Source organism: Sphingobium sp. B1D7B, assembly GCF_025961965.1.
Taxonomy (GTDB): Bacteria; Pseudomonadota; Alphaproteobacteria; order Sphingomonadales; family Sphingomonadaceae; genus Sphingobium.
On sequence record NZ_JAOQOR010000001.1, the window covers coordinates 2,829,861 to 2,856,572 of the forward strand.

The 26,712-nt window shown below is 64.2% G+C and carries 24 protein-coding genes; 9 read left to right on the forward strand and 15 right to left on the reverse strand.

Features of this window, described 5'->3' with window-relative positions; genetic code table 11:
- Positions 1-41: 41 nt before the first annotated feature.
- Both M2336_RS13185 and M2336_RS13190 read right to left on the reverse strand, forming a co-directional pair.
- Positions 42-1,067: an aspartate-semialdehyde dehydrogenase gene (locus M2336_RS13185; RefSeq protein ID WP_264572886.1), complete on the reverse strand. Its 1,026-nt coding sequence runs from the start codon at positions 1,065-1,067 to the stop codon at positions 42-44.
- 112 nt (positions 1,068-1,179) lie between these two features.
- The gene (locus M2336_RS13190; protein ID WP_264593049.1) at positions 1,180-1,761 is read right to left on the reverse strand and encodes a hypothetical protein; all 582 of its coding nucleotides are present in this window, start codon (positions 1,759-1,761) and stop codon (positions 1,180-1,182) included.
- A 125-nt stretch (positions 1,762-1,886) separates the two neighbouring features.
- On the opposite strand from M2336_RS13190, the gene dapF reads away from it, so the two are divergent.
- From dapF to M2336_RS13215, 5 genes are all read left to right on the forward strand, one after another.
- Positions 1,887-2,717 (forward strand): diaminopimelate epimerase, encoded by an 831-nt coding sequence (dapF, locus tag M2336_RS13195; RefSeq protein ID WP_264572888.1) that lies wholly within the window; start codon positions 1,887-1,889, stop codon positions 2,715-2,717.
- Positions 2,714-4,054, forward strand: a complete 1,341-nt coding sequence (gene mtaB / locus M2336_RS13200) for a tRNA (N(6)-L-threonylcarbamoyladenosine(37)-C(2))-methylthiotransferase MtaB (protein WP_264572889.1) — start codon at positions 2,714-2,716, stop codon at positions 4,052-4,054. The genes dapF and mtaB overlap by 4 nt, the downstream gene beginning before the upstream one ends.
- Positions 4,047-4,979: a signal recognition particle-docking protein FtsY gene (gene ftsY, locus M2336_RS13205; RefSeq protein ID WP_264572890.1), complete on the forward strand. Its 933-nt coding sequence runs from the start codon at positions 4,047-4,049 to the stop codon at positions 4,977-4,979. Before mtaB ends, ftsY begins: the two co-directional genes overlap by 8 nt.
- Complete coding sequence (locus tag M2336_RS13210; protein WP_413715131.1) at positions 4,969-5,613, forward strand: inner membrane-spanning protein YciB; 645 nt, start codon at positions 4,969-4,971, stop codon at positions 5,611-5,613. Before ftsY ends, M2336_RS13210 begins: the two co-directional genes overlap by 11 nt.
- Positions 5,614-5,756: 143 nt before the next feature.
- Complete coding sequence (locus tag M2336_RS13215) at positions 5,757-6,365, forward strand: class I SAM-dependent methyltransferase (protein WP_264593050.1); 609 nt, start codon at positions 5,757-5,759, stop codon at positions 6,363-6,365.
- On the opposite strand, the gene M2336_RS13220 is transcribed toward M2336_RS13215, so the two are convergent.
- Positions 6,334-7,515 (reverse strand): phospholipase D-like domain-containing protein, encoded by a 1,182-nt coding sequence (locus tag M2336_RS13220; protein ID WP_264572892.1) that lies wholly within the window; start codon positions 7,513-7,515, stop codon positions 6,334-6,336. The genes M2336_RS13215 and M2336_RS13220 overlap by 32 nt on opposite strands.
- Positions 7,516-7,718: 203 nt before the next feature.
- Between M2336_RS13220 and rpoZ the strand changes: the two genes are divergently transcribed.
- Positions 7,719-8,063 (forward strand): DNA-directed RNA polymerase subunit omega, encoded by a 345-nt coding sequence (gene rpoZ / locus M2336_RS13225; RefSeq protein WP_181559744.1) that lies wholly within the window; start codon positions 7,719-7,721, stop codon positions 8,061-8,063.
- Positions 8,064-8,145: 82 nt separating this feature from the next.
- Here rpoZ and M2336_RS13230 read toward each other — a convergent pair whose 3' ends face one another.
- From M2336_RS13230 to M2336_RS13265, 8 genes are all read right to left on the reverse strand, one after another.
- Positions 8,146-8,781 (reverse strand): DUF3800 domain-containing protein, encoded by a 636-nt coding sequence (locus M2336_RS13230; protein WP_264572893.1) that lies wholly within the window; start codon positions 8,779-8,781, stop codon positions 8,146-8,148.
- 109 nt (positions 8,782-8,890) lie between these two features.
- Complete coding sequence (gene ftsH / locus M2336_RS13235; RefSeq protein ID WP_181559746.1) at positions 8,891-10,840, reverse strand: ATP-dependent zinc metalloprotease FtsH; 1,950 nt, start codon at positions 10,838-10,840, stop codon at positions 8,891-8,893.
- Positions 10,841-10,910: 70 nt separating this feature from the next.
- A complete protein-coding gene (tilS, locus tag M2336_RS13240) occupies positions 10,911-11,858 on the reverse strand; it encodes a tRNA lysidine(34) synthetase TilS (RefSeq protein ID WP_264572894.1) in 948 nt (315 codons plus the stop codon).
- The gene (locus M2336_RS13245) at positions 11,851-12,816 is read right to left on the reverse strand and encodes a hypothetical protein (RefSeq protein WP_413716182.1); all 966 of its coding nucleotides are present in this window, start codon (positions 12,814-12,816) and stop codon (positions 11,851-11,853) included. The genes tilS and M2336_RS13245 overlap by 8 nt, the downstream gene beginning before the upstream one ends.
- Before the next feature lie 93 nt (positions 12,817-12,909).
- Positions 12,910-13,767: a helix-turn-helix domain-containing protein gene (locus tag M2336_RS13250; RefSeq protein WP_264572896.1), complete on the reverse strand. Its 858-nt coding sequence runs from the start codon at positions 13,765-13,767 to the stop codon at positions 12,910-12,912.
- A gap of 107 nt (positions 13,768-13,874) precedes the next feature.
- The gene (gene ptsP / locus M2336_RS13255; RefSeq protein ID WP_264572897.1) at positions 13,875-16,175 is read right to left on the reverse strand and encodes a phosphoenolpyruvate--protein phosphotransferase; all 2,301 of its coding nucleotides are present in this window, start codon (positions 16,173-16,175) and stop codon (positions 13,875-13,877) included.
- Between the two features lie 345 nt (positions 16,176-16,520).
- Positions 16,521-17,531, reverse strand: coding sequence for an NAD(P)H-dependent flavin oxidoreductase (locus tag M2336_RS13260; RefSeq protein WP_264572898.1), 1,011 nt, complete (start codon positions 17,529-17,531; stop codon positions 16,521-16,523).
- A 119-nt stretch (positions 17,532-17,650) separates the two neighbouring features.
- The gene (locus tag M2336_RS13265; RefSeq protein WP_264570375.1) at positions 17,651-18,910 is read right to left on the reverse strand and encodes an aspartate kinase; all 1,260 of its coding nucleotides are present in this window, start codon (positions 18,908-18,910) and stop codon (positions 17,651-17,653) included.
- 106 nt (positions 18,911-19,016) lie between these two features.
- On the opposite strand from M2336_RS13265, the gene ubiG reads away from it, so the two are divergent.
- Both ubiG and M2336_RS13275 read left to right on the forward strand, forming a co-directional pair.
- Positions 19,017-19,787, forward strand: coding sequence for a bifunctional 2-polyprenyl-6-hydroxyphenol methylase/3-demethylubiquinol 3-O-methyltransferase UbiG (gene ubiG, locus M2336_RS13270; protein WP_264572899.1), 771 nt, complete (start codon positions 19,017-19,019; stop codon positions 19,785-19,787).
- Positions 19,787-20,971, forward strand: coding sequence for a mechanosensitive ion channel family protein (locus M2336_RS13275; protein WP_264572900.1), 1,185 nt, complete (start codon positions 19,787-19,789; stop codon positions 20,969-20,971). Before ubiG ends, M2336_RS13275 begins: the two co-directional genes overlap by 1 nt.
- Here M2336_RS13275 and M2336_RS13280 read toward each other — a convergent pair.
- The 3 genes from M2336_RS13280 to M2336_RS13290 form a co-directional block, all read right to left on the reverse strand.
- The gene (locus tag M2336_RS13280) at positions 20,953-21,327 is read right to left on the reverse strand and encodes a hypothetical protein (protein ID WP_181559754.1); all 375 of its coding nucleotides are present in this window, start codon (positions 21,325-21,327) and stop codon (positions 20,953-20,955) included. The genes M2336_RS13275 and M2336_RS13280 overlap by 19 nt on opposite strands.
- A gap of 76 nt (positions 21,328-21,403) precedes the next feature.
- Complete coding sequence (gene dgcA / locus M2336_RS13285; protein ID WP_264572901.1) at positions 21,404-22,420, reverse strand: N-acetyl-D-Glu racemase DgcA; 1,017 nt, start codon at positions 22,418-22,420, stop codon at positions 21,404-21,406.
- 29 nt (positions 22,421-22,449) lie between these two features.
- A complete protein-coding gene (locus M2336_RS13290) occupies positions 22,450-23,685 on the reverse strand; it encodes a polyhydroxyalkanoate depolymerase (RefSeq protein WP_264572902.1) in 1,236 nt (411 codons plus the stop codon).
- 178 nt (positions 23,686-23,863) lie between these two features.
- Between M2336_RS13290 and M2336_RS13295 the strand changes: the two genes are divergently transcribed.
- Positions 23,864-25,654 (forward strand): ABC transporter transmembrane domain-containing protein, encoded by a 1,791-nt coding sequence (locus M2336_RS13295; protein ID WP_264572903.1) that lies wholly within the window; start codon positions 23,864-23,866, stop codon positions 25,652-25,654.
- Positions 25,655-26,110: 456 nt separating this feature from the next.
- Here the strand turns inward: M2336_RS13295 and M2336_RS13300 are convergent, their stop codons facing one another.
- Positions 26,111-26,431 (reverse strand): PilZ domain-containing protein, encoded by a 321-nt coding sequence (locus tag M2336_RS13300; protein WP_264572250.1) that lies wholly within the window; start codon positions 26,429-26,431, stop codon positions 26,111-26,113.
- Between the last annotated feature and the right edge of the window lie 281 nt (positions 26,432-26,712).

Sequence of the window (26,712 nt, forward strand, 5' to 3'; positions counted from 1 at the left end):
CCCGGCGGACGGTCGCCGCCGGGCGTTGACAGGTATAAGGCTCAGCCCTTCTGCAGGTGCTCGCGGCCGAGCAGTTCGGCGATCTGCACCGCATTCAGCGCCGCGCCCTTGCGCAGATTATCCGAGACGCACCAGAGCGACAGGCCGTTCTCGACGGTCGAATCCTCGCGTACGCGGCTGACGAAGGTCGCATAATCGCCCACGCACTCGACCGGGGTGACGTATCCGCCGTCTTCATGCTTGTCGACGAGCATCACACCCGGCGCCTCACGCAGGATTTTCTTCGCTTCCTTCGCGCTGATCTCATCCTCGAACTCGATGTTTACGGCCTCGCTGTGGCCGACGAACACCGGCACCCGCACGCAGGTCGCGGTGACCTTGATCTTGGGATCGAGGATCTTCTTGGTCTCGACCACCATCTTCCACTCTTCCTTGGTGGAGCCATCGTCGAGGAACACGTCGATGTGGGGAATGACGTTGAAGGCGATCTGCTTGGTGAACTTCTTGGGTTCAGCGGAATCGCCGACGAAGATGTTACGGCTCTGCTCGAACAGCTCGTCCATCCCCTCCTTGCCGGCCCCGGACACGGACTGATAGGTCGCCACGACCACCCGCTTGATCTTGGCGGCATCGTGCAGTGGCTTGAGCGCCACGACGAGCTGCGCGGTCGAGCAATTAGGGTTCGCGATGATGTTCTTGCGTCGGTAGCCCTCGATGGCCTCGGGATTCACCTCCGGCACGATGAGCGGCACATCGGGGTCCATGCGGTAGAGCGAGCTGTTGTCGATCACCACGCAGCCAGCGGCGGCGGCCTTGGGCGCATATTCCTTGGTCGGTCCGGAGCCGGCGGCGAACAGGGCCATATCCCAGCCCGTGAAATCGAAATGCTCGATATTCTTGACCTTGAGCATCTTGCCGGTCTCACCGAACTCGATCTCGTCGCCCGTCGACCGCGCACTGGCAACGGCCGCGATCTCGTCGATGGGGAACTCCCGCTCGGCAAGGATGTTGAGCATTTCGCGACCGACGTTGCCGGTGGCGCCTACGACGACGACACGATATCCCACAGGGGCTTCTCCAGCGGTTGAATGAGGGAAACAGCGGGCCGGATACCGCAAAAGGGCCGCAGAGGCAAAAGCGCAATCTTGTGGCGGGTACTTGTGCCCCGCCGGTGAAGGGTCAGGGCTTTTCTGGTGGCGGCGCGCCGGTCAGCGCGCGCATATCCTCGTCTTTCCACGGTGCCGGCAGGCTGCTCTGCGGGCAGTAACGCGCCTTGTTGGCCCAGCCGCTGTCCGATTGGGCAGCGTAATTTTCCGCATCGGTCACGTCATAGGTCCGGGTGCTGGTGCGCACCTCCTGCCGGCTTGCGAGGGCATCGCCTTCCCGGCATGTCTCGGTCACGCGATAGGTGGTGGCGCCGGTCTTCTCGATGGTGCCGAAGGTGCAACTGTAGCGCGCGCCGCTATAGCCATTCCGGCCGATCAGCGTGACCGTGGCTTTGGAGGCTGACTCACAGGCCGTTTCGTTGGAAACATAATAGCCCAGCCGCAAGGGCAGGCCGCCGACGAGCACTTTGCCCGGCTCTGTGCTATTCGCCGCGCTGTTGCCGGCGCTGTTCATCGCATTGGCTGCCTTGGCTTGCGATCCGACATCGCCTTCCAGCACGTTGAGGCTGTTCGAGACGTCCTCCGAGAGATTTGACCCGGATTGGCCGCAGGCAGAAAGAAGCGCCAGTGCCGCCACCAGGGTCAATCGTCTCATCATGCCTCCTCCATCTCATCAGCTTCGATAGAGAATGGGCGTTGGGGGCCGCAGTGACAACCCCGAGCAGCTGCATTTTTCCGCGAAACATGGACTTCGCCGCCTCGCGCGCCTAAATGCGCCGCATGTCTGCCAACCCCGCCCTTCTCTCCTTCGCCAAGATGCACGGCCTCGGAAATGACTTCGTGGTCATCGATGCCCGCGAGCGACCTGTCGTCATGACCGAGCAGCTGGCACGGGCCATTGCCGACCGTCGGACCGGGGTGGGATGCGATCAGTTGATCGTCGTCGGCGCCTCCGAGCGCGCCGATGTCTCCATGCGCATCTTCAACCAGGATGGCAGCGAGGTCGATGCGTGCGGCAATGCCACCCGCTGCGTGCCGCTGTTCGTGGGGCGGGACGTCACCATCGAGACCAATGCCGGACTGCTGGAGGCGCATCGCCAGGGTAATTTGGTCAGCGTCGACATGGGCGAGGCGCGGACGGATTGGGAGCAGGTGCCGTTGGCTTATGCCATGGACACGCTCACCATGCCGGTGAGCTGGGACGATCTGCCGGCGCCGTCCGCGGTGAGCATTGGCAACCCGCATGTGGTGTTCTTCGTCGATGCGCTGGATGATGTGGACATGGCGCGCCTCGGGCCGCTGATCGAGCATGATCCGCTGTTCCCAACCCGCGTGAACGTGAATTTCGCGCAGATGCTCGCGCCCGACCATATTCGGTTGGTGGTCTGGGAACGCGGAGCTGGCTTCACCCAGGCCTGCGGGACCGGCGCCTGCGCGACGGCAGTCAGCGCGCTTCGCCGGGGGATCGCTCAAGGTCCGGTGCGCGTCAGTCTGCCGGGCGGTGATCTTCTCATCGATTGGGCGCCGGGTGGCCATATCAGCATGACCGGCCCGGCTGCCCATGTGTTCGATGGCACGCTCGATCCGGCTGAGTTCGCACCCGCCGCATGACCGGCCCCGAGGTCATCACGCTCGGCTGCCGGCTCAACATTGCCGAGAGTGAGGCCATTCGCCAGCAATTGGGCGGGCAGGATGATCTTGTCGTGGTGAACAGCTGCGCGGTCACCGGCGAGGCCGTCCGCCAGACCCGCCAAGCCATTCGCCGCGCTCATCGTGCCCGGCCGGAGGCGCGCATCGTGGTCACAGGCTGCGCGGCGCAGACCGACCCCGGAATGTTCGCTGCTATGCCGGAGGTTGCCGCCGTGATCGGGAATGGCGAGAAGGCGGACTTTGCAGAGCATCTCCGGACCTCTCCGTTCGTATCGAGCGAAGTCGAGATACGGCCAGGCTCGTCCTCTGGTGTCTCGACTTCGCTCGACACGAACGGAGGAGAGATTCCATCGCCCGAGCGGGTCCGTGTCGCCGATATCATGACCCTCGAACATCAGGCGCCGCACCTGCTGGCCGCCTTTGCCGAGCGGGTTCGCGCCTTCGTCGTGGTGCAGAATGGCTGCGATCATCGCTGCACCTTCTGCATCATCCCCTTCGGCCGTGGACCGAGCCGATCGGTACCGGCCGGCGCCGTGGTGGATCAGATCCGCGCACTGGTCGATGAGGGCGTGCAGGAAATCGTGCTCACCGGCGTCGACGTGACGAGCTATGGGCCGGACCTGCCCGGCACGCCCAGTCTCGGGCTGCTGGTCGAGCGCATCCTGCGCCATGTGCCTGACCTGCCCCGCCTGCGCCTCTCCTCACTCGACGGCATCGAGATCGACGACCGGCTGTTCGAGCTCATCGCCGGCGAACCGCGGCTCATGCCGCATGTCCATCTCTCGCTGCAGGCGGGCGATGACATGATTCTCAAGCGGATGAAGCGTCGGCACAGCCGTGCTCAGGCCGTCGATCTGGTCGAGCGCTTGCACGCGAGGCGCCCGGAGATCGCCATCGGCGCGGACATCATTGCCGGCTTCCCGACCGAGGACGATGGGATGTTCGAGAACAGTCTCGCGCTGGTTCGTGATTGCCGCATCGTTCACGGCCATATTTTCCCTTACTCGCCGCGTGACACCACCCCGGCAGCGCGGATGCCCCAGGTCGACCGGGCCGTAATCCGCGAGCGCGCCGCGCGGCTTCGGGCCGCCTGTGACGCCGAACGGACGGTATGGCTTCGCGCCCTCGTCGGCTCCACCCAGAGCGTGCTGATCGAGACCAGCGGACTCATGGGCTATGGCGAGAGCTTCGCGCCGGTCCGCTTTGCTACCCCACAAAAGCCCGGCGAGATTGTCCGCGCCCGCATCACGGGGCTTGAGGGAAACACGCTCATCGCGCATGGAGCCGAGCATGGCTGAACTTTCCTGGCGCGATCGCCTTTTCGGCGGCTTCAAACGCACTTCCGACCGGCTCGGTGAGAGCATTTCCGGCGTCTTTGCCAAGGCGGCGCTGGATGAGCAGACGCTCGATGAGCTGGAGGAAGCGCTCTACACGACCGATCTTGGCCCGGCGATGGCCGCGCGCATCCGTGACCGGCTAGCCGAGGGGCGCTTCAACAAGGAACTGACCGAGGAATATCTGCGCGAGATCCTCGCCGAGGAAATCGAGAAGGTGCTGACCCCGGTAGCCAAGCCCATCGAGATCGAGGCTTTCCCGCGCCCGCAGGTCATCCTAGTCATCGGCGTCAACGGCTCGGGCAAGACGACGACCATCGCCAAGCTCGCGCATCTGTTCCAGGAGCAGGACTACAGCGTGATGCTGGCGGCCGGCGACACCTTCCGCGCCGCGGCCATCGGCCAGTTGCGCATCTGGGCCGAGCGGTTGGGCGTGCCCATCGTCACCGGACCGGAAGGCGGCGATGCGGCAGGCGTGGTGTTCGACGCGGTCAAGCAGGCGACCGCGCAGGGCACGGACATCCTTATCGTCGATACCGCCGGGCGGTTGCAGAACCGCACGGAGTTGATGGACGAGCTGGCCAAGATCCGCCGCGTGCTGGGGCGCCTCAATCCCGCCGCGCCGCACGATGTCGTGCTCGTGCTCGACGCGACGACCGGCCAGAATGCGCTGTCGCAGATCGAGATTTTCCAGAATGTCGCCAATGTCACCGGGCTGGTGATGACCAAGCTGGATGGCACGGCGCGGGGCGGCGTTCTGGTCGCGGCGGCCGAGAAATTCGGCCTGCCCATTCACGCCATCGGCGTAGGCGAGAAGATCGACGATCTGCGCCCCTTCGACCCCGGCGAACTCGCCCACGCCATTGCAGGAGCGGCTTATGCACGCTGACGACAAAGCCCGGCCCCGCGTCGATGCGACCATCGATTCCGCGCCGATCGCACCCGGCCCGAAGGGCGAAAGCTGGCTGCCGATGGCACTTGATTTCGGGCCGTTGCTCGTCTTCTTCCTTGCCACCAAGTTCATCGGCATGTTTGCCGGCACTGCCGCCTTCATGGCCGCGATTGCGGTGGCCGTGGTGGTCAGCAAATGGCGGCTGGGCAAGGTGTCGCCGATGCTCTGGCTCTCGGCGATCCTGGTTCTCTTCTTCGGCGCCCTGACGCTGTATTTCCATGATCCGGCCTTTATCCAGCTCAAGCCGACGATCATTTACGGCTTCTTCGCGCTGATGCTGATCGGGGGCTGGATGGGCGGCCGCCCGTTGCTGCGCTACCTGCTGCAGTCGGCCTATAGCGGGCTGGATGAAACGGGCTGGCTCAAGCTCTCGCGCAACTGGGGCTTCTTCTTCGCGGCGCTCGGCGTGGCGAATGAACTGATGCGGATGTCGCTCGATTTCGATACGTGGCTGCTGGTCAAGGTCTGGGGCGTCACCGCTGCCTCGATGCTGTTCGCCATGGCCAATGTCCCCATGCTCATGAAGCACGGTCTGGAGCTGGGCGACAAGCAGAGCGGCCCAACGGCCTAAGACAAGCGCGCGACAAACGCTGATGTTGGCCGAAGAATTTTAGCAATATTCTTCAAGGCTTAAGAAACGACCTTGCGCGTCGCGCGTTAATTTGTCACGTCAAAGAGAGGGAAGCCCGGAAAGTGACCGCAACGACGTTGGCAATGTCTCCCAAATTTTTGTTCCTTCAACAGTTTATCCGCCATCCGCGGATGGTGGGATCGGTGATCCCCACGTCCGACATCGCCATTCACGCCCTGCTCGATCCGGTCGATTGGCAGGATGTGCGTTGCGTCGTCGAATATGGGCCGGGCACGGGCGTGTTCACCCGGCGCATTCTTGAGCGGCTTGGGCCGGACGCGCGGCTGATCGCCATCGATACCAATCCCATGTTCGTAACCCACCTGCGCCAGCACATGGCGGACCCAAGGCTGATCTGCGTGGAAGGATCGGCCGCCGATGTGGAAGCCATTCTCGCACGTGAGGGTTTCGAGGCCGCGGATTACATCATCTCCGGCCTGCCCTTTTCCACTCTGCCCCCCGCTGTCGCCGACGACATCGCTGCCGCAACGGCGCGCGCCATCCGTCCGGGCGGGCAGTTTCTCGTCTATCAATATTCGCGCTTCGTGCTCTCACGCCTTGAAGCCAATTTCGCGAATGTCGCGCAAGGCATGGTGTGGCGATGCATTCCCCCTGCCCGCCTGTTCTGGGCGCGCAAGGGTGACGACGTGGGCGCCGCGCTCAGCGACGCCGAAAGTTTAGCCGTCGCGTGACGGTATAGTCGGCCACGCCGACCAGAAGATAATCGATCCACCATCGAAACCGACTGAACGGACTGGCGAGTGCCGCATAAGTGCGGCCGTCGATGACCGTGCTGTCCTTCGCCATCGTGTCGACCAGCGCGCGCGCGGCGCGGGCAAATTCGGCATCCTCGATGCGCAGCATCAGCTCCAGATTGAGGAACAGGCTGCGCATGTCAAAATTGGCGGAACCGACGTAGACGATGTCATCAATGACGATCAGCTTCATGTGCAGCTTCTGCGGCTGATATTCCAGGATTCGCACCCCGGCCCGCAGCAGCCGCCGATACAAGTGCCGGGCAGCCCCGACCGTGGTGGTGTTATCGGATCGCTCCGGCGTGATGAGCCGGGCGCTCCCACGCTGGGCGATGCCGGCTATGCGGCGCATGATGCCGGGGCTCGGGGAAAAATAGGCCGCGACCAGATCGAGCGTGCGGCCATGGTGCAAATCTGTCTTCACGCACTTGGCCCAGCTGTTAAGAAAGCGCGTCGGTCCCCCGATCAGCCAGCGCGCCTTTCCTTCGCCGGGCTGCCAGGTGCGGACCAGCCGGCGCAGATGGCTGAACCGCTGCCGGCTTTCCAGGCTCCACTTCGCCAATCCCTGATACCATCGGCCGAGATCTTCGACGAGCGGCCCTTCAAGCGCGAGGCCGAGGTCGCACCAGGCGTTCGCGTCCTCGGGGCCTGCGAAGTAGCTGTTCTCGCAATTGAACCCGCCGATCATCGCCCGCCGGCCATCGCAGATCACCATCTTCTGATGATTGCGGATCAGGTAGCGCATGGATCGACGCGCACCGAACCGCGCGAAACGCCCACCAGCACAGATGAAGGCATCGAAGAACCCATCGGGCGTCCGCGCCGATCCGAACGCGTCGATCATCAGTGTGACAGCGACGCCGCGCTTGCAGGCCTCGACCAGAGCGTCACGGATCAGCGTGCTGCAGTCGTCCGCCGCGAAAATATAAAAATAGAGGTCGAGTGTCTCGCGCGCGTTGCCAATCAGATCGAGCAGCGTATCGAGCCGATCCTGCCCGCCGGGCAGCAACCTGAGCTTGTTACCGGCCACCTCGTGCAGGCGATCATCCTGCACGCGCGGTGCCAGCGTAGAGACGTTGCCTGTCATGCCCCCCCTCATGCGTCAACCACCCTGCCTTGCCAACCATCACGCGCGCATCCCACCCTTTCAATGCCGGATGGACGCTATTGTTTCCACGATCGCAGCGCCGCGAGCCTCCCATCGCCCCTGCGATTTTCTTGACTTTCGCTCCCTCGACTGTTAGCTGACAGCCTTTCCCGCATTCTCCTTAATCTGTTCAGGAGCCAAGCATGGCGCGCGTTACTGTCGAAGATTGCATCGACAAGGTTCCCAACCGGTTCGACCTCGTTCTCCTCGCGGCCCAGCGCGCCCGGACCATCTCCGGTGGCGCCGAGCTGACCGTGGATCGGGATCGCGACAAGAACCCGGTCGTCGCTCTGCGCGAGATCGCTGAAGAGACGATCATGCCGGACGACCTCAAGCATGATCTCGTCGGCTCGATGCAGAAGATGCAGATCGACGACGACGATACGCCGGACGAAATCGGCTCGATCGCACGCTCTGCCGAGGCGCTGCGCCTCACGGCTGCGACGCCGCCGCGCTCGCACAGCCTGGGTGCCGATTACGACGGCTAAGCCCCCAGAACATCAGATTGAAAGGCGGTTTCGGCACAGTCGAAGCCGCCTTTTTTTATGCGGCTAGGGCCTGAATTCGACGTCAATCGTGCCTTGCCGCTACCGGATGCGGCGCGCGCGGTGCCGGCCTGTGGCGCAAATCGCTGGTTTGCAGCACGCCGCCTGCAAGAAAGGGCTCGACGATGGTCTCGATCCGTGCGGAGCGGCCAGACCGGATCGCGATGTTGTAGAAGCTGTTGGCGACGACATCGGCGATCTGCACCCCCGCCGAGCGCCTGCTGTCGATCATCTGCGCGCTGCCGCATCGCGCGAGCCTTTTGGCAATGTCGTGCCGCACGGATTCCAGCACTAGCGTGTCATAGCGACCCGCATCGATGAAGACCTGCAGACAATCCTCCTCCGCATCCGGTCGCCACTCATCTACCAGTTGGGTGAGTAGAGCGACATAGACGTCGAGGTCTTCGGGACGGCGTCCGGCGTCTTGCGGGTCGGCGCGGATGATGCAGATCTTGGCCCGGGCACCGAACCGGTCGAGCAGTTCGAAGAAGAAGGCGCGTTCGACCAGACCGATCCGGCTGCCCTTGAGCTCACCGCGCAAACCCACAACCGCACGAAACCGAGCCAGCAGCCGGTCTGCTGCATCCGCCTCGATCTCGACGCCAGCCATGATCATGGCGCCCGCGGGAAGACTGCCGCTTTCGTCAATATAGATGGGCATCCGTCCTCCTGCGCCGCTTCTTGAAATGGCCGCCTGTTGAAATGAATGTCGCCGCAAAGCCCGTGGGCTCGCGGCGACAATCAGTCTTTCGTGTCCACCCTCATGAGGGTCAGACGTTTTGCGGCGTCGGATCGCTGATCGGGCCTTTGCGCTTGCCCGTCTTGGGGATCGACGTGCCCGTCACCGGGACCGGAGAGGGCCGGATCTTCTCACCACTCGGACGCACGAGTTCGCCCTTGTCGATCAAAGTCTTGATCTCGTCGCCCGAGAGCGTTTCGAACTCCAGCAGCGCATTGGCCAGCAGGTGAAGCTGGTCGAGATGATCGCTCAGCACCGTCTTGGCCCGATCATAACCGGATTCGACAACCTTGCGGATCTCCGCGTCGATCTTCTGCGCGGTTTCATTGGACATGTGCACGCGCTGGCTTTGCGAGTAACCGAGGAAGGTCTCGCCCTGCGGCTCCTCATATTGCAGCGGCCCCAGCTCGTCGGACATGCCCCACTGGGTGACCATGTCGCGCGCGAGCCGCGTGGCGTACTGGATATCGCCGGAAGCACCGGACGACACCTTTTCGTGACCGAAGATCACTTCCTCAGCCACGCGCCCGCCCATGGCGACCGCCAGATTGGCGTGCATCTTGTCGCGGTGATAGCTGTAGCTGTCCCGCTCGGGCAGACGCATCACCATGCCCAGTGCGCGACCGCGCGGGATGATTGTCGCCTTGTGGATCGGATCGGACGCCGGCTCGTGAATCGCGACGATGGCGTGACCAGCCTCATGATAGGCCGTCATCTTCTTCTCGTCCTCGGTCATGACCATGGAGCGCCGTTCGGAGCCCATCATCACCTTGTCCTTGGCCGCCTCGAACTCGGCGCTGGCCACGAGACGCTTGCCGCGCCGCGCCGCCATCAGCGCCGCCTCGTTGACGAGATTGGCAAGGTCGGCACCGGAGAAGCCGGGCGTACCACGTGCAATCGTGCGGGCATCGACGTCGGGCGCCAGCGGCACCTTCGCCATATGGACTTCGAGGATCTTGATGCGCCCCTCGATATCCGGCCGCGGCACGACGACCTGACGGTCGAAACGACCCGGACGCAGCAGCGCCGGATCGAGCACGTCAGGCCGGTTGGTCGCGGCGATGATGATGATGCCTTCGTTCGATTCAAAGCCATCCATCTCGACCAGCAGCTGGTTCAGCGTCTGCTCGCGCTCGTCATTGCCATTGCCCAGGCCCGCGCCACGATGGCGACCGACCGCGTCGATCTCGTCGATGAAGACGATGCAGGGTGCGTTCTTCTTGGCCTGCTCGAACATGTCGCGCACGCGGCTTGCGCCGACGCCCACAAACATTTCGACGAAGTCAGAGCCCGAAATGGTGAAGAACGGCACGCCCGCCTCGCCCGCGATCGCGCGCGCCAGCAGCGTCTTGCCGGTGCCCGGCGAGCCGACCAGCAGCGCGCCCTTGGGGATCTTGCCGCCCAGTCGCGCAAACTTGCTCGGGTCCTTGAGGAACTCGACGATCTCCTGAAGCTCCTCACGGGCTTCATCGATGCCGGCCACGTCGTCGAACGTCACCCGCCCCTGCTTCTCGGTGAGCAGCTTGGCCTTGGACTTGCCAAAGCCCATCGCGCCACCGGCGCCGCCACCCTTCTGCATCTGGCGCAGAACGAAAAAGGCGATGCCGAGGATCAGGATGAACGGCAGCGACTGGTAGAGCAGGATCATCCAGAAGTTCGGCTGTTCTTCGGGCTGGCCGCTATATTTGACCTTATGCTCGTCCAGCAGCGCCGTGAGCTGCGGGTCCGGCACGGCGTAGGTGACGAAACGCTGATCGTTCTTGAGCACGCCACTGATCCGGTCCGGACCGATCGCCACTTCCTTCACCGCGTCAGCCGAAACCCGGTCGCGGAAATCGGAATAGGCAATCGCGGTGCCGTTGTTGCTCATGCCCTTGCTGTCGAACACCGTCACGAACATTAGCAGCGCAAGAAACACGCCCGCCAATATGAGGGCGCTCTTGATCCATGGATTGCCTTGCGGCTCTTTGTTATCGTTCATCAACCACTCGCTTTCGCGGTCCAAAATAGGACTTCCTGCCCGGAACACAATGCCCGGAACGGCTTTGGGCTCAGCACGACTTGCGCGGTGGTGCCCGCCGCATCGTCCATCGCGCCCCTCCGGTGACAAGGCAGTCTGCCAAGGTGACGGTCTTACCATCGAAAAGTTGAACAAGCGCTTGATCCAGCGATGGCCCGCGCGGTTTTTCTGCCTGCGGATTGAGATGGGCAACCATGCGCAAGATCAGGCGGCGAAGCAGCTCGGGCGGCAGGTCCGTTCGCGTGAGGTCGGCGCGATCCTCGGCCAGCACAAGGTGCTCGGCGGCGAGCCGGTCCAGCATCCACGCGATGGCGTCCTCCGCTTCGCCCAGCGCTTCCAGCGCGCGGTTCATGCCACCGGGGTCAATCAGATCGCAGCCAGTCAGTGCCTGCCGAACCCTTACGCGGTCGAACCGCTGGTTCTCGTTGCTCGGATCGTCGATGAACGGGACGTTTTCGCTCTGGCACCACGCGCGCAGATCAGCGCGGCGCTCATTGAGCAGCGGCCGCAGCAATGTCCCGCGCCGGGCCCGGATGGCTGACAGTCCCGCCACCCCCGCCCCGCGATTGAGCCGCAGGACCAGCGTTTCGAGCTGATCGTCCGCCTGATGCGCCGTCATCAGCCAGTCGAGGCCCCGCGCCTGCTGCCAGTCCTCCAACAGGGCATAGCGCGCTGCACGTGCCGCCGCCTGAAGATTGCCGTCAAGGGACCGCGCGACGGTCAAAGTCGCGTGGGGTACGCCCTCGCTTTGGCACCAATGGGCCACCATGGCTGCTTCCGCGGCGGAATCGGCTCGCAATCGGTGATCGACCGTCGCCGCCTCAACCTGCCCGGGCCAGCAACGCGCAGCCAGCGAGAGCAGCGCCATGCTGTCCGCTCCGCCCGAGACTGCGATGCCAACGCGCTCGGACGCTTGCAAGGCGCGCCCAAGCAGGTGCTGAACTGCCTCGGGAAATCGCTGCGCGAGCGTGTCAGCCACTACATTTGGCGCGGGTCCGGCCCTTGGTCATCATGTCGCGCACGCTGGCCGGCATGTTGGCGCCGAACACCTCGTTCAACTCATCATAGGCGAGGCACGCGTCCTTCAGCCGGTTGAGCTGGATGAGCGACTCACCCACCCAGGCAAGGCTCTCCGCCGCGCGGTCGCCAGCCGGGCGCTGCCGGTAATTTTCGTAGAAAATCTTGGCTGCAGCCGCCGGCTTCTTGTCATCGAGAAACGCACGGCCGAGCAGATTATGGGCACGGCTGGCGATCGGGTCCTTGCCATATTTGTCGACGGTCTGCTGCAGCTGCACCTGCGCCTCGGGATAGAATTTCGCGGTCCAGAGGCGGAAGCCATAGGTGTAGCTATCCAGCGCGGCATTGCCGGTGCTGGGGCGCTCGACCGCCGCCACCGCTTCGGTGCGGGCCACGAGGGACGGCTGCGCTGCTGGGCGTGGGGTCGCCGCCGGCGCAGCCTGGGCCGCGCGGTCGGGGAGCGGCGCGCTGGGCGGGCCAAAGGGACTGGCCGGATCGACGGCCGGAGCAGCCTGCGCGGCGCTCATCGCCTTGAAATTCTCTTCCAGCTGACGGAGCCGGTGCTCATTCTCCTCGACCTGACCGGTGAGGCGAGCGAGCTGCGCCTCCACGGCGTTGATTCGCGCCGTCAGATCCGCAATCGGCGTCGTCGCGGGCGCACCGGCTGCGACACCGGGCGTCGGCGCAGGCGGCGTGACTTCCGGCGCCATGATCTGGCCCGCCCCGCCGGGAAACACCTTGCGCTGCACGGCCCGCATTTCCTGCTCGAGCCGATCGACGCGGCCTTCCACCGTGCGCTGGGCGCTTGCCGGGGCACTGAAGAGCAGCGGCAGGCCGGCGCCGGCAAGGAGCAGCGCGCGGACAATCCCGCCGCCGGTCCGTTTACTGGTCATCTCGTGGGGGGAAAGCTCTGCTGCCATGGTGAAATTCCTGATATGTTCAAATCATGTTGGCCGGTGGCGGAGGCGCAATGAGCGCAACCCCATCCGTTGGCGAGGCCGTGCCTGCTAGCATCAACCCGCCGGCGGTGCATCACCATTGCTGGTTTGCGATGCCGCCGGATCGGTGTCTGTGGGCTGAACGCGGCGTTCAAGCAAAGCCGCAGCCGTCAGCGGAACATCCGATATCGTCCGCTCGGCAGTCCCGAGTGGCGGGATAGCCTGCCCGCCAACGGTCACCGCCAGCGCATCCGGACGCCCGGTGAGGATCATCGGGTCCTGTGCCTCGGCCGGGACGGTGAAGCTCTTGTCCTTCTCCAGCGTCCCTTCGAAGAGACGCTTTCCGTCCGGCTGATAGATGCGCAGCCAAACCTCGTTCACCGCAGTCAGGACCACCGGGCCATTGGGACGCGCCTGCGCCGGGTTCTGCGCGGGCGCCGCCGATTTGTTGCGCGGGTCGGCGATGCGCGGCTCGGTTCGCTGCTCGATCGCAAGCTGGTCGTCGGTCGGCGGCGTGATGTACTGGGTCCGCCAGATCGCGTAACCGCCCGCAAACAGCAGCGCGATGACGGCGGCGGCGATCACCAGATAGCGCGGCGGAACGCTGCTGGGATCGACTGGCTCCTCGATCTCATAAGGGTCCTGCTCGACGCCCATTTCAGCGATTTCTTCACGCACCTTGCTGACAAGGGCGTGTTCGTCGATGCCGACCGCGCGGGCATAAGCGCGCGAGAAACCTGCGCAATAGGTCGTTCCGGGAAGGGCCTGATAGTCACCGGCTTCCAGCGCGGTGAGATGGCGCAAGGTAATCCGCGTGCGGTTCGCTACATCATCGAGCGACATGCCTGCGGCCTCACGCGCCTGCCGCATCTTTGCCGATGCACTCAGTCCGCTGCGCGCGACCGTCTCATTTTCGTTCGCATCTTCGCGCATTGAGGCCTTTTTCCGTCTATTTTCGGTCTTTTTGCCAATTCCTTTGTTCCATCAGTCGCTATGCGGTGTCAACGCGCGAATTCGCTGGCGCGGCACCGCACAGGCTCTCAACCGAGATCGACGCCGTTATCGTCGGCCCACTGCGAGAGTGGCTCGCGAAGGTTGGCAACCCCGCCCTTCAGCAAATCGACCGTGACCTGCGACAAGGCCGTGAGATCCACCGAGCGTACCATCGCCTTGACCGGGCCGATCGAGGCCGGCGTGATGGAAAGGCGCCGAATGCCAAGGCCGAGCAGGGCCATGGCTTCCAGCGTCCGCCCGCCCATTTCGCCGCAGACTCCCACCGGCACCCCATGCTCGGAGCAGGTCCGCGTCACGCGGGCGAGGAAGCGGAGGATCGCGACGCTCAGCCAATCGTAACGCTCAGCCAGCTTGGGGTTCGCGCGGTCGGCAGCAAACAGGAACTGGGTGAGATCGTTGGTGCCGATGGAGAGAAAGTCCAGTTCCGGCAGCACGAAGTCGAGCGCCTCGGCGAGCGCGGGCACTTCCAGCATCGCGCCATATTTGACGCTCTTGGGCAACTTGCGGCCACGCTTGGTGAGCCAGTCCTTCTGCTCGCGAAACAGGGTCATCGCCTGGGTGAGTTCCCATGGCTCGGAGATCATCGGGAACATGACATGCAAGGTCCGCCCGGCCGCGGCCTCCAGCAATGCCCGCGCCTGCGCCTTCATCAGGCCATCGCGCTCTAGAGCGAGGCGAACCGCCCGCCAGCCCATGGCGGGATTTTCCTCATCGTCGGAATCGCTCTTGCGCAGATAAGGCAGGGCCTTGTCCCCGCCGATATCGACCGTGCGGAAAATGACCGGGCGGCTGCCCGCCGCGTCGAGCACTTCCTTGTAGAGCCGCTGCTGGCGCTCGCGCTGCGGCAGGGTGGCCGAGACGAGAAACTGGAACTCGGTGCGGAACAGGCCGATGCCATCGGCGCCCGTCACGTCCAGCGCGGCGACATCGTCGCGCAGGCCGGCATTCACCATCAGCTCGATGCGCTGGCCGTCCTTCGTCTCCGCCGGCAGATCGCGCTGCCCGGCATAGGCCGCGCGCCGCTTCTGCGTGAGCGCCAGGCCGCTCTCGAACGCCTCGTCCATCGGCTCGGAGGGGCGGATGTAGAGGCGGTTCTGATTCACATCGAGCAGCAGCAGATCGCCCTCGTTGATTAGCGCCCGGGTATTTTTGACGCGGCCCAACACCGGCACGCCCATGGCCCGCGCGACGATCGTGACGTGCGCGGTCAGCGAGCCTTCTTCCAGCACGACGCCCTTGAGGCGCCGCCGGTCATATTCCAACAACTCCGCCGGCCCCAGGTTGCGCGCGATCAGAATTGTGTCCTGCCGCAGCCCCAGTTGCGCAGCCGTGCCAAGCTGTCCCGCCACGATGCGCAGCAGGCGGTTGGAGAGATCCTCCAGATCATGCATCCGGTCCTGCAGAAGCGGATCGTCGATCTGCCGCATCCGCATCCGGGTGCGTTGCTGCACCCGCTCGATTGCCGCCTCGGCCGTGAGGCCGGAGTCGATCGCTTCGTTGATCCGCCGCGACCAGCCTTCATCATAGGCGAACATCTTGTAGGTCTCGAGCACCTCCTTGTGCTCGCCGTCCATGCCGAACTCGGCCTGCCCGGCCATCCGCTCGATCTGCTCGCGCATCTTGGCGAATGCCGAATACACGCGCTGCCGCTCGACCTCAACATCCTCGGCGACGGTATGCTCGATGGTCACGCGCGGCTGATGGAACACCGCGTGACCGCGGGCCATGCCCATCACGAGCTGCAGGCCAGAGAGGATGCTCGCACCGGTTTCGAGCGGGCGATCTTCGCCGGGATTTTCATCGACCAGATTGGCGTTGTTGATCAACTCGGCGAGCACCATCGCCACCGTCTGCAGCGCCTCGATCTCGACTTCCTCATAGCCGCGCGGGTCGAGATGCTGGACGCACAGCGCACCAATTGCATTCTCACGACGCACGATCGGCACGCCGGCGAAGCTGTGGAAGCGCTCCTCGCCCGTTTCCGGCCGATAGGCGAAGTCGGGATGGCCCGACGCTTCCTCGAGGTTGAGCGTTTCGACATTCTGGGCAATCGTGCCGACAAGCCCCTCGCCCGGCGCCAGGCGCGTGACGTGAACGGCCTCCTGCTTGAGGCCGCGCGTCGCGAACAGCTCCAGCATGCCATCGCGCAGCAAGTAAATCGAGCAGACCTCGCTCGAAAGCTCCTGTCCGACAATCTCGACGACCTTGTTGAGTTTCACCTGCGTCTGCGTACGCGCCGCCATCACCTCATGGAGGCGAGAGAGAATTCTGCGCGCGGCCGTGGCCGCACTGCTCGATGGGGATTCCGGGCGCCGCGTTTGATCCATGCGTTCCTGCTATCAGAAACTGCCGCCGGGAACCAACCTCGTCTCGATCTTTCCGGGCGAGAAACCCGGCAAAGACGATGACGGAATGGCGAGCAGCAGAGGAAGAAAGCCAGTCGGAAAAGAAGGAGACGCGGCAGACACGCAAGCAGGCGTTGAAACGCGCAACAACGCGCCCCTCATGCACCTGTCGTTGGACCGGCCCTTCAGCACGGCACCTCTCCCGATGTCTTGTTCTTTTCGACGGTCGCACCAGTCGGCGCGTTCGCACCGCTGTAAACGGAACGCCGTGATATCGCTACCCGTTAACCAATGACCGACAGGCTGTCTGCGAGAGCCGTGCCGCGATCAGCCGACCCGGCGCGTCAACGCGGCCCGCGCCTCGGCCATCAGGGTCGTGATGATCTCGGCGACGGGTTCTTCCTTCGTCACCATGCCCACGGACTGGCCGGCCATCAGCGAGCCATTTTCGATGTCGCCATCGATCACCGCCCGCCGCAGGGCACCGGCCCAATAATGCTCGATCTGCAGCTGCGCCTCGCCCATATCGACCTTGCCGTCGTCGAGCAGTTGCGCGACTTCGCGCTGCTTGGCGGTGAAGGCGTCGGTTCCGGCGTTGCGCAGGGCGCGCACGGGGATCACCGGCAACCGCGAATCGATCTGAACGCTGGCAATCGCGTCGCGCGCCGACGCCCGGAAGAACGCCTTCTTGAAATTGGCGTGAGCGATGCTCTCGCTGGCGCAGGCAAAGCGGGTGCCCAGCTGCACACCGGCCGCGCCCATGTCGAGATAAGCAGCGATCGCCTCGCCATGGCCGATGCCGCCGGCCACGAAGACCGGCAGCTCGCTTGCCATGACCGGCAGAATTTCCTGCGCCAGCACGCTGGTCGCCACCGGGCCGATATGGCCGCCCGCTTCCATGCCCTCGATCACCAGCGCATCGACGCCCGAGCGGTGCAATTTCTTGGCCAGCGACAGGGCCGGCGCAAAGCAGATCACCTTGGCGCCGCTCGCCTTGATCGCCTCGATGCTGCCCTTGGGCGGGAGGCCGCCAGCCAGCACGATATGCGTCACCGAATGGCGCGCGCAGACCGCGATCAGATCGAACAGCTGCGGGTGCATAGTGATGAGGTTCACGCCGAAGGGCTTGTCCGTCATCGCCTTGGTCGCCGCGATCTCGGTATCGAGCAGCTCGGGGGTCATGGCGCCGCAAGCGATCAGGCCGAAGCCGCCGGCGTTGCTGACAGCGGACACCAGATGCCGCTCGGAGACCCAGCTCATCGCGCCACAGATGATCGCGGTCTCGCTGCCGAGAAAGGCGGTGCCGCGGGCCATGAGGGAAGAAAGACGGTCGGTCATTGCGATACCCAATCTGACCCTTCCCACCGGGAAGCGACGGCAAAGAGGAGATCAGCGGCCGACCGGATGCCGGCACGCTGCCTCGGAGCCTCTCCCGAACGGAAGCGGCTCCAAATAGATCAAGCGGGCGCCTGCTCCGCGTCGAGACCGTAGGCGGTGTGGAGCACGCGAACGGCCAGTTCGGTCTCGTCCTCGTCGATCAGCACCGAGACCTTGATCTCGCTGGTGGAGATCGCCTCGATATTGATGCCGCGCTCGGCCAGCGTCTTGAACATGGTCGCCGCGACGCCGGCATGGCTGCGCATGCCAACACCCACGACGCTGATCTTGGCGACCTGATCGTCGGTGATGATGCGGCGGAAACCGATCTCGTCCTGCAGCTTCTCCAGAATGTCGACGCTGCGCGCGAGGTCGGTGCGGGGGACCGTGAAAGTCACGTCCGTCTCCGCATTATCCTTGCTGTCATTCTGGATGATCATGTCGACATTGATGCTCGCATCGGCCAGCGGACCGAAGATGCTGGCAACCGCCCCGGGCTTGTCCGGCACGCGCGTGACGATGATCTTGGCTTCGTTCTTGTCATGAGCGATGCCGGTGATGAGCTGCCGTTCCATGTCGCTTTCCTCAATTTCTGCTTCGCTGACGATCATCGTGCCGGGTTCGGGATCGTCCCCTGGCGCGTCGAAGGAGGAGAGCACCTGCACGCGCACCTTCTCCTTCATCGCCAGCGCGACGGACCGCGTCTGCAGCACTTTCGAGCCGACACTGGCCAGCTCCAGCATTTCCTCATAGGTGACCTTGTCGAGCTTGCGGGCCCGGCTGACGATGCGCGGATCGGTCGTGTAGACGCCATCGACATCGGTATAGATATCGCACCGATCGGCCTGCACGGCGGCCGCGACCGCCACGGCGGAGGTATCAGACCCGCCACGACCCAGGGTCGAGACCCGGCCGCTCTCCATCTGCCCCTGAAAGCCCGGAATGACCGCGACCTGCCCGGAGGTCATCGCCGCCAGCAGGCCTTCGGTCTCGACCGTGTCGATCCGCGCCTTGCTATGTGCCTCGCTCGTGCGGATCGGCAACTGCCAGCCCAGCCAGCTGCGCGCATCGACGCCCAGCGCCTTGAGCGTCATCGCCAGCAACCCGGACGTCACCTGCTCGCCGGCCGCGACGACCACGTCATATTCCGCAGGGTCGTAAAGCGGGCTGGCTTCCTTGCAGAAATTGACCAGGCGATCGGTCTCGCCGGCCATCGCAGAGACGACGACGGCGACCTCGTTGCCCAGGCCAACCTCATGCTTCACCCGAAGCGCGACGTTGCGGATTCGCTCCATGCCGGCCATCGACGTGCCGCCAAATTTCATCACAATACGCGCCATGGACTTGCCGCGGACCTTTCTTGGACTATCAAGGGGGCATGAAATGCCGACGGATCGGTATTCACCGGCCTTCGAGCCGGCGCCCTATTAGTCAGCAGGATCGGCAATGGCAAGCGAACCGCACAGCAGCACCATCGACCCCAAAGAAGCCGCGCATTTCGGCGCGCACGCGGCCGATTGGTGGGACCCCAATGGCTCCAGCGCCATGCTCCACAAGCTCGGGCCGGTGCGCCTTGGTTTCATCCGCGCCGCTATCGACGCGCACTGGGGTGGATCGCCCCAGGATCTGCGCCCGCTGGCCGGCAAGCGCGTCCTCGATGTCGGCTGCGGGGCCGGGCTGGTAGCCGAGCCGCTCGCCCGCATGGGCGGCGCCGTGACGGCTGTAGATGCGGCGCCAGAGAATATCGCCGTCGCCCGTGACCATGCCGCCGCAATGGGCCTGCCCATCGATTATCGCAATTGCGGGGTGGAGACGCTGAGCGATCCGCAGTTCGACCTGATCACGGCGCTGGAAGTCATCGAGCATGTCACCGATCCGGCGATGTTCCTCTCCGCCATCGCGCGGCTGCTCAAGCCCGATGGGCTACTGATTATCTCGACGCCAAACCGGACGCCGCTCTCCAAGCTGATGGTGGTGACGCTGGCAGAGGGCTTCGGCCGCATCGCCAAGGGCACGCATGACGCAGCCCGCTTCATCACCCCGGAGGAAATGGAAGCGCTGCTGACCGACCGTGGCCTGCACCTCACGGCGACCAAGGGACTGATGGCCGATCCGCGATATGGCTTCGTGCTCAGTGACAATCTGTCCGTGAACTACATCCTCTCTGCGGCGTTCTCATCGCACGACATCCCCCAATCTGCGAGCACGCCAGCCTGATGACTGCTGCCCCGACGACAACTTCATCCCACGCCAATCCCCTCCGCAGCCTCGAACATGCCATGACATGGCTTGGCGAGAACTGGATCGAGGTGGCGATCGCCATCGCGATCGGCATCGCCATCTATTTTGCGCTGGGGCTACTCAAGCGGATCGTGCAGCGGCTGCTCCTCAAGGCCGCGCACAGCGCCCCGATCATGGGCGTCGCGGCCAGCACCGTCGGGAAAACCGGGCATCTGTTCATGATGCTCATCGCGGCGCGCCTCGTCGTCAATTATTTCCCGGTGCCGCCGGCATTGTTCAATGCGATCAACTTCCTGTTCATCGTGGTGACGGCCTGGCAGATCGCGGTCTGGGTGCGCCACATGGCGCTCGGCTTCATCCAGATGCGCTCGGACCCGGAGCTGGGCGGCAGCGAGGCCTTGGCCAATGCCAGCGGCCTTATCAAGGTTCTGCTCTCCATTGCGATTTTCGCCGTTGCGGCCATCGTCGTGCTGGACAATCTCGGCGTCAACGTCACCGGTCTGGTCGCCGGTCTCGGGATCGGCGGCATTGCCATTGGTCTAGCGGCGCAGGGAATTTTTTCGGACCTGTTCGCGTCCCTCTCGATCATCTTCGACAAGCCCTTCAAGGTCGGCGATGCGATCAATTTCGGTACGCAGACGGGCGTTGTGGAGCGCATCGGCCTCAAATCCACGCGCCTGCGCGTGGTGACAGGCGAACGCATGATCGTCTCCAATGCGCAATTGCTGAACAAGGAGATCACGAGCTACACCGGCCTCGATCGCCGCCGGATCAAGTTCGCTATCGGCGTGATCTATCAGACCCCGCCGGCCGAAGCGGCGAAAATACCCGATCTGCTACGAGAGATCGTCAACGCGCATGGCGGTGACTTCGTGCGCTCGGGCTTCATTGGGTTCGGGGCCAGCTCACTGGATTTTGAGCTGGAGTTCGACGTGCACTCGGCCGATTGGGATAAAATCTATATGATCCGCCATGCGATCGGCCTCGATATTCTCGACCGTTTCAACGATCTCGGGCTGGAATTTGCCTATCCCACGCAGACCACATTTACCGCCGATCCGGCCGGCAAGATGATCATGCCCTACCCGGTCCTCCACGAACTTCCGGGCGCTCTGGCCCCGCGCAGCATCGGGAGCGCCGATCAGGCCACGTCGGAATAATAGCCGGCCCACACATGGTTCTGTTTGCGCTCGATCCGCATGAGCGCAAGCACGGCGACCATCATCGCGAGCAGCGCCAGCGCGGTGAACACCGGCCAGACCGATTCCGGCGAAACCATCAGGCTGAGCACGGCGCTCGCCATCAGCAGCGGCACGAACAGAACCGTCGCGAGCGCGGCGCGCTTGCGAGCTTTCTTGCGCTTGGGTGCCGTGCGCCAGAACCAGAGGCACAGGCCGACGCCAATCGCCGCAGGGACGATCTGCAGCCAGGCGAAGGGCATGCGATAGAGGAAATAGGCCGACACGCCGACAGTCGCGAGTACCACCAATAATGCGAGAATTCGTGCTAGGCGCACGTACAGCCTCCTCCAATCGCGACCCGGCAACTGCCGGTCCTCGGCCTTTACGACCGCTTCAAAACCCTATTGTCGTTCAACTTCGTTGAGCATCCGTTATAATCGCCTCGCCCCATAAAGTTCCGGGCGAAAGATATCCGTTGGCGACTTTCATGGCGCCCTCGCGATCATGAGCTAGCAGCAAGGCGCCATCGAGGTCCACCCAATCGGCGAACTGTGCAAGCAGAAAGGCAGGCGCAATGCCGAGCGAGCTTGCGAGCATGCAGCCGACCATGATGCGCTTGCCCGCTGCCCGCGCCGCATGCGCCATGGCGAGCGCCTCGGTCAGTCCGCCGGCCTTGTCGAGCTTGATGTTGATTGCCTGATAGGCCCCGAGCCGCGCGAGATCCTCCAGCGACTGGCAGCTCTCGTCCGCGCAGATCGGCACCGGCAGAGCCAGCCCGGCGAGCGCTGCGTCAGCCTGCGCCGGCAAGGGCTGCTCGATCAATGCGACGCCCAGATCAGCCAATGCACGGGCTTGCGCCTGCACGTCCAGATCGGCCCAGCTCTCATTGGCATCCACGATCAGGTCGACATCCGGCGCACCTTGGCGCACCGCTTCGATGCGGGCCTGATCGCCGTCGCCGGTGAGCTTGCACTTGAGCAGCGTGAACCCCCGCGCCCGCGCGTCTGCGGCCGCCTGCGCCATCTTCTCCGGCGTATCGAGGCTGATCGTATAGGCCGTCCGGACCGGCTGGGGCGCCTTCAGTCCGGCCAGCGCCCAAACCGGCTTGCCGGTCCGCGCTGCCTCCAGATCCCACAGTGCGCAATCCAGCGCATTGCGTGCGGCGCCCGGTGGCATCAGGGTGCGCAACGCCTCGCGGTCGGGCACGCCGCCCTGAGCCTGCACGAGCGCCTCGATCGCCGCCGCACATCCTTCGGCCGTCTCACCATGATAATAGATCGGCGTGCCCTCGCCTCGGCCGATGAACATTCCGTCCGTGACCACGCACATGACCACATCCACAAACGTCTTGGCGCCACGGCTGATGGTGAAAGCGTCGCGCACGGCGAAGCGCTCGACCGCGACTTGCTGCAGGCCAATGTCGATCATTGCGAATCCGACCTCATGAGAACGGGCGATCAGCCGCGCGGTAGATCATCGTGGCTGGAGATCCATGCCTCGACCACTGGCGCAATGCGGTTGCGCCATTTCGAACCATTGAAGATGCCGTAATGGCCGACCGTCTCGGCGAGATAATATTGCTTCATCTCGTCCGGCAGGTTCGGGGAAATCTTGAGCGCCGCCCTCGTCTGGCCGATCCCCGAAATATCGTCATTCTCGCCTTCGACGGCGAGCAGCGCGACATCCGTGATCGCCGCCGTGTCGATGCGGACGCCGCGATGCATGAACTCGCCCTTGGGCAGGCTGTGCTTCTTGAAGACCTCATTGACGGTCTGCAGGTAGAATTCGGCGGTCATGTCGCAGACCGAGCGATATTCCTCGTAGAACTTCTTGGTCGCGTCCGCGCTCTCGTCATCGCCCTGAACGAGGTGGCGGAACATCTGCCAGTGGCTCATCAGGTGGTTGCCGAGGTTCATGGTCATGAAACCGGCCAATTGCATGAAGCCGGGATAGACCTTCCGCCCGGCGCCGGGATAATTGAATGGAACCGAGGTCACGACGTTCTGGCTGAACCAGCTCAGCGGCCGCTCCTGCGCCAGCTGATTGACGGCCGTCGGCCCCTCGCGCGTGTCGATGGGGCCGCCCATCATCGTCAAGGTACGCGGACGGCAAGGATGCTTCGAGGCCGACATGAGGCTCGCGGCAGCAAGGCAGGGCACGGACGGCTGGCAGACCGCCAGCATATGTGCGCCCGGTCCGATATGCTCGAGCCACCCGACGAGATAATCGACATAATCATCCAGATCGAACGACCCATCGGAAAGCGGCACATCGCGCGCATCGCGCCAGTCGGTAATGTAGACGTCATGCCCCGGCAGCATCCGGGCGACGGTGCCGCGCAGGAGCGTCGCGAAATGGCCGGACATCGGCGCGACGATCAGCAGCTTGGGGTGCCGGCCCTCCTGCCCTTCCCGCACGAAATGACGCAGCTGGCCGAAGACCTGGCGCGCCTCGATGACTTCGTTCACCGCTACGGTCTGCCCGTCCACCTCGGTGGTCGGTAGATCGAAGGCGGGCTTGCCGCGCGGCGCCGCGGCATGTGCGAACACATCCAGCGCGGAGGCGAGCATCGGACCGCCACCGAAATAAGCAAAGGGATTTGCGGGATTTTGGAGCAGTTCTACGCTCGCGGTCGCCATGGCACTGGCGCTTGCCAGGAAGCTGCGCTGAATTTCATAGGCACTATAGAGCATGTGTTTCCTTACTCGGGGCCATCTGTCTAAACCAGCACATCCAACGCCCTGATGCCAGCGCCGATGCCGGGCTTAGAAGCATTAAATAGTGCCGACGCGTCTCCTTTGCCACACCCGAAGGCACAGCGCAGGTGCAAAAGCCCTCCCCTTGGTTGCAAAGTTGGTCTAGGGCGCGGCCATGGCTACCTCGGCGTCCACCCCAGACAATGACGATCGGCGCAAAGCGGGCGATCTTGGCAATCTTCGACTGATCTGGCACGCCGCGCTCCGCTACCCCGGCCGCATAGCCGGCGCCGGCTTCGCACTGGTTCTCGCCTCTGCAGCAACGCTTGCCATCCCCAGTGGTTTCAAGCTGGTCATCGATCGCGGTTTCGCCTCTGGTCTGGATGGGGACATCAGCCGCTGGTTCCAGTATCTGCTGCTGATCGTGGTCATCCTCGCCTTTGCGACGGCCATGCGCTTCTACTTCGTCGCCTGGCTGGGCGAGCGCGTGGTGGCCGATCTGCGGATCGCCGCGCAGGCCAATCTGCTGCGGCAAGAGCCGGCTTTCTTCGAGCATAACCGGCCCTCCGAGATCGCCTCTCGCATGACGGCGGATACGGCGATCATCGAGCAGGTCGTCGGCTCGACGGTCTCGGTGGCGATGCGCAATCTGCTCACCGGTTTTGGCGGCATCGTCTATCTGTTCATGCTCGCGCCGCGCCTTACGGCGATGCTGCTGTTCGGCATTCCCATCGTGCTCGGGCCGATCATTCTGGTCGGTCGGCGCCTGCGCGCGCTCTCGCGCAACAGTCAGGATCGGCTGGCTGCGGTCGGCAGCATCACCAACGAAGTGCTGAGCGCCATGAAGATCGTCCAGGCCTTCGGTCAGGAGGAGCGCGAAGCCGGCCGGTTCCGGCGCGCCGTCGAGGACAGTTTCCGCACGGCCCGCCAGCGCATCACCCTGCGGTCGGCTATGACCGCAACGATCATCCTGGTTATCTTCGGCTCCATCACGCTCATCATGTGGCAGGGCGCGCTTGACGTCGCGGCGGGCCGGATGTCCGGCGGCAGCATCGCAGCCTTCGTCATGACGGGCGGCCTTGTCGCGGGTGCCTTCGGGGCCCTCACCGAGGTCTATGGCGATCTGCTGCGCGGGGCCGGGGCCGCCACCCGGCTGAGCGAACTGACCAGCGCCGTCTCCGAAATCCGCCAACCGGCGCGGCCGGTCGCCATCCCGCAGCCCGGTCAGGCGCGGCTGACATTCGAAAATGTGGCCTTTCGCTATCCGACGCGGCCCGATTTGCCCGCCCTTATGGATTTCTCGCTGGACGTCGCGCCGGGCGAGACCGTGGCGATCGTCGGCCCATCCGGCGCGGGCAAATCCACGCTCCTTCAGCTTGCAGAGCGGTTTTACGATCCGTCCCACGGGAGGGTCCTCCTCAACGGCGTCGACCTGCGCGAGGCAGACCTGCTGAGCCTGCGCGGCATGATCGCGCTGGTGCCGCAGGAAACCGTGATCTTTGCGGCCAGTGCGCGCGACAATCTGCGTTACGGACGCTGGGATGCCACCGACGAGCAGTTGATGGAGGCCGCGCGCGCAGCCAATGCCGACGGCTTTCTCAAGGCGCTGCCGCAGGGCTTGGACACAGAACTTGGCGAGAGCGGCGCCCGCCTCTCCGGCGGCCAGCGCCAGCGCGTTGCGATCGCCCGCGCGCTTCTCAAGGACGCGCCGCTGCTGCTGCTCGATGAAGCGACCTCGGCGCTGGACGCGGAATCCGAGAGCCTGGTGCAGGATGCCCTCGCCCGGCTGATGAAGGATCGCACGACCATCGTCATCGCCCATCGCCTGGCGACCGTCCGCGCCGCCGACCGCATCGTCGTCCTCGATCAGGGCCGGATCGCCGACATCGGCACCCACGCGGACCTGATTGCCCGCGGTGGCCTCTATGCGCGGCTCGCATCGCTGCAGTTCGACGAACCGGCCTGATCGGAGCTTACCGGACGTTGGCGCGGCGGTCAGCTGTTGCTGATGCGGCGCTGGCTCTCAGCTGCTTGCGCTCGCGAAGGGAGGGCGTGACTGGCCCGGCAGCCGCGTGGCCAAGTGAGCGACGATCAAACATAAGTCGGCTGCGTAGGGTTCAGGGTCTCACGTGGGAGCACTGAGACCGGCAGCCCGCCCACGCGCAGCCCGAGCAGTTCCAAGCCCTAAAGAACGGGTGCAGAATGGCATCGAAGCATCAACCAAGTCCTTACCACGCCCCTTCGATGTCGAAAGCGAGGTCCCTTTCGGTGCTGCCTGTCGTGTGCAGTAAACCGGCAATGGGTCTGCAGCGCGGCACGGAGCTGACCGAGCGTGTCCCACGATCAGGGCAAGCAAGCCTCAGCGCACCCTCCAGCCCTTTGCCCATTTGCCTAGCCCGCGCCCTTGATTGGCCCGATGTCGTCAGTCCGCCTCAGCGCCCCGAACGATGTGATCGAAAATCGCCGGATGCATCGGTGTCTCGAACTCGCACCCCGCTTCATGGTCGCACACCCACGTGACGAACGCCTTGCGTCCTTCAAAGCCGGCAAACATCACCCACACTTCCATACCGACCTGAAGCTTCACATAGCTCATCAGGCGGAAGCCGGTGAGCGACATGTCCGAAATCCGGCTCTTGAACCAGCTCTCGCCCTTGCGGCGCACGCGGACGCCAATCAAGACCGACTGCCGTGCTGACGAACGAGCGGACGGCTCATTCATTCTGTCTGGAACTGCGCCCATATCGACCTGCCTGCCTGGAACATCGCACGATACGACAGGGAAGCTTACCATCGTCCTAATCATACGAGGTCCCTCCGGCGCAGCATATGAGACTCTAAAACCTAGGACTACCTCGACCGGCGGCCACTTCTCCATCCCGATCGCTTGAAATCAGCAGCGCCGCCTCAGCGCCCGAGCAGAGGGCTAATGGCATCACCGGCGCCGTTGAAAGGTCCAGAACCGTCAACTGGCTTGCGTGTTTGTCCGCCAGTCACGTGCTGGCGTCCCAGCGCAATACCACT